Origin of the sequence: Pseudomonas sp., assembly GCF_037994325.1 — a bacterium.
Taxonomy (GTDB): domain Bacteria; phylum Pseudomonadota; class Gammaproteobacteria; order Pseudomonadales; family Pseudomonadaceae; genus Aquipseudomonas.
In genome coordinates this window covers 1-2991 of sequence record NZ_JBBNAH010000339.1, presented here as the reverse complement: position 1 = coordinate 2991, position 2991 = coordinate 1, and the positions used below count along the sequence as shown (strand labels likewise).

Here is a 2991-nt window from a genome sequence, read left to right as displayed (position 1 = left end):
TTCCAAACCCCCTACTCGTGAAAACGGGTAGGGGGTTTGTTTTTGGGCGCAGAAAAGTTAACGGAGAAAAATGGCCTTTCCCGCAGCTTTCACATCTCGAATCTAGTTTTTAACCTCCTGCTTTTTAAAGTGGCTGGTTTCTATGCAATGTCCAGATGCGCCGATATGATGCGTGCCTCAAAGTTGAGCGGTCTGCAAATGCTGAAATTATTGGCTCTGCTGCAAGACGGGCGGTTTCATTCGGGTGAGGCTCTGGGTGCCGCGCTAGGCATTAGTCGTGCTGCTGTTTGGAAGCGTCTGCAGGAAATGGAGGTTAGCTCCGGCTTGGCGGTTCATAAGGTGCGGGGTCGAGGATACTGCTTGCCGAATCCGATCGTTTTACTCGAGTGCGAAAAACTGACCAATAATCCGGGCGATTGGGTCCCATACGTGCTTGATAGTGTTGACTCGACTAATGCTGAAGCTTTTCGTCGTTTAGAGGGTGGTGCGCAACCGGTATTTTTTGTTGTTGCGGAGCGTCAAACGGCTGGTCGTGGTCGTCGTGGCCGGGCGTGGGTCAGCCCATTCGCAGATAACATTTATTACAGTCTGATATTGCGCATTGAGGGCGGTGCCGGTCAGCTAGATGGTATGAGTCTCGTTGTTGGGCTCGCCGTATTGGCGGCTCTGCGAGAGCACGGCATTTCCGGTGCGGGGTTGAAGTGGCCTAACGACGTCCTGGTTTCCGGTCGGAAGATTGCGGGAATATTGCTGGAGATGACCGGTGACCCTGCGGACGTGTGTCACGTAGTTGTGGGTATTGGAGTTAATGTCAACATGCGTGATGTTGAAGCGGTCGATCAGCCTTGGACGTCGATGCGTAATGAGTTGGGCGTGTTGGTCGATCGGAATGCGTTTGTTAATAGCCTAAATGTGCATCTGTTCCAGTTTCTCTCTATTCATAGAGATGCCGGCTTTCAGGCACTTAAGCCTGTGTGGGAAGAGGCTCATCTCTGGCAGGGAAAAAATGTGCGTCTTGCGGCAGGCGTTCAGCATGTTGATGGCCTAGTGCTTGGCGTGGATGCGCGCGGTGCGTTGCGACTGTTGGTTGAAGGTGTTGAGCATCAATATAGTGGTGGTGAGCTTAGTCTGAGGCTGCGCGATGATTCTTGAGCTCGACTGCGGGAACAGTTTTATTAAATGGCGCGTACTGAACGATAAGGTCGTAGTGCGCGGCGGTGTGGTCGGTTCGTCGGACGAGCTGCTTGTGGCTCTCCATGGTGTGGCTGGTTTGGTGTTGCGCGCTGCGAGAATGGTAAGTGTGCGTAGCGATGAGGAGACTGAGGCAATTAAGGTGCTACTAGCTTCGCGCTTTAATGTAGAGCCGCTCTGCGCAAAGTCCGCTGAGAGTGCTGCTGGTGTGCACAATGGTTATAGCGAATATGAGCGCCTTGGGCTTGATCGCTGGTTGGCTATTCTGGCGGCATATCAACTTGCTGGTAAGGCTTGTCTTGTTCTTGATCTAGGCACTGCGGTTACCTCTGACTTTGTGGCTTCTGATGGAGAGCATCTCGGCGGCTTCATTTGTCCCGGTGTCCCGCTCATGCGTAACCAGTTACGTACCCATACCCGCCGAATTCGTTATGGCGATATAGCGGCAGAACAGGCGTTAAGAGTGTTGGTTCCGGGTCGTTCTACTGTTGAGGCGGTTGAGCGCGGCTGCTCGCTTATGCTGCGAGGGTTCGTCCAAACTCAGCTTGAGCTTGCTCGAGACTATTGGGGTGAAAACTTCGAAGTATTCCTCACTGGAGGAGATGCGGGCTCTGTAGAAGAGGTTCTCCCTGCTGCTCGGGTTATGCCTGATCTGATTTTCATTGGTCTGGCAATCGCATGCCCGTTGCCTTGAGGTCTGTATGCGTTGGTTATTTCTTTTATTCCTCGTTTTGAATCTATTTTACTACGTCTGGCACCAGCAGCAGGCGCCATTGCGAGTAAAAGAGGTAACTCCTCTATCTATGCATCAAGGCGTGCGCCAAGACATTCGGTTGCTGAGTGAGTCGGGTGGGGCGCAACCCCGTCGCGAGCATCCTGTTGATGCAAGTTCTGGATCGTCTGAGGTCTGCATGTTTCTTGGTGGCTTCGAGCAGGAAGATCAAGCGAAGGTGGTCGAACAGCGATTGATTACGTTGGATATCCAGTCTCAGGTCAAGATTGTCGACGCGCCTTCGGGATTGGATTATTGGGTCTACTTGCCTCCGCTGGCTTCTCGCCAAGCGTCTTTACGCCAGTTAAAAGAGTTGCAGGCGCGGAAAATTGACAGCTACATCATTACTCAGGGCGATTTATCGAATGGTATTTCCCTTGGGATGTTTCCTCGTAGCGAGTCAGCCGACAGCGTAATCCAGCGTTTGCGGGAAGTGGGGTACGAGCCGCAAATGCGCGAATTACCTCGCGCTCATCGTAACTTCTGGGTGCGAATTGCTCCTGAGAGCCGTCGTCTGGCGGATGATGGCTTGCTGCAATCTTTGGCTCGAGATTTCAGCGGCTTGCAGCATCAATTAATGCCGTGCGAAAGCATTGCATCGCCCAATTAGTTTGAATAGAATGGCGCCCGCTTTGCAGGGTTGCTCTCTGAGTGAGTCTGAAAAGTTGCTGTCGAAGTTGCTAACCTCAAGTTTTTATTGAGAAAATGCTTGACAGTAGGGTGGCATGAGTTAAGATGCCGCCTCGTTTTGGAGGGGTTCCCGAGCGGCCAAAGGGATCAGACTGTAAATCTGACGTCTACGACTTCGAAGGTTCGAATCCTTCCCCCTCCACCAAATTTCGCGTGAGTTGCAAGCTCCGCGGGCATGGTTCAATGGTAGAACCTCAGCCTTCCAAGCTGATGATGCGGGTTCGATTCCCGCTGCCCGCTCCAAGTTTGCAGGTTGTGCAAGGTGTTTCGCTCTTGTAGCTCAGTTGGTAGAGCACACCCTTGGTAAGGGTGAGGTCAGCGGTTCGAATCCGCTCAAG

3 protein-coding genes and 2 tRNA genes are annotated in these 2991 nt (G+C 52.5%); all 5 read left to right on the top strand.

Features of this window, described 5'->3' with window-relative positions; genetic code table 11:
- Positions 1-198 precede the first annotated feature (198 nt).
- The 5 genes from birA (at position 199) to AAAB16_RS11405 (ending at position 2896) form a co-directional block, all read left to right on the top strand.
- Complete coding sequence (gene birA / locus AAAB16_RS11425; RefSeq protein WP_340663418.1) at positions 199-1152, top strand: bifunctional biotin--[acetyl-CoA-carboxylase] ligase/biotin operon repressor BirA; 954 nt, start codon at positions 199-201, stop codon at positions 1150-1152.
- A complete protein-coding gene (locus AAAB16_RS11420) occupies positions 1142-1885 on the top strand; it encodes a pantothenate kinase (protein WP_340663417.1) in 744 nt (247 codons plus the stop codon). Before birA ends, AAAB16_RS11420 begins: the two co-directional genes overlap by 11 nt.
- A 7-nt stretch (positions 1886-1892) precedes the next feature.
- Positions 1893-2573: an SPOR domain-containing protein gene (locus AAAB16_RS11415; protein ID WP_340663416.1), complete on the top strand. Its 681-nt coding sequence runs from the start codon at positions 1893-1895 to the stop codon at positions 2571-2573.
- A gap of 140 nt (positions 2574-2713) precedes the next feature.
- Positions 2714-2798 (top strand) — tRNA-Tyr (locus tag AAAB16_RS11410).
- A 24-nt stretch (positions 2799-2822) separates the two neighbouring features.
- Positions 2823-2896, top strand: a tRNA-Gly gene (locus AAAB16_RS11405).
- Positions 2897-2991: the final 95 nt, after the last annotated feature.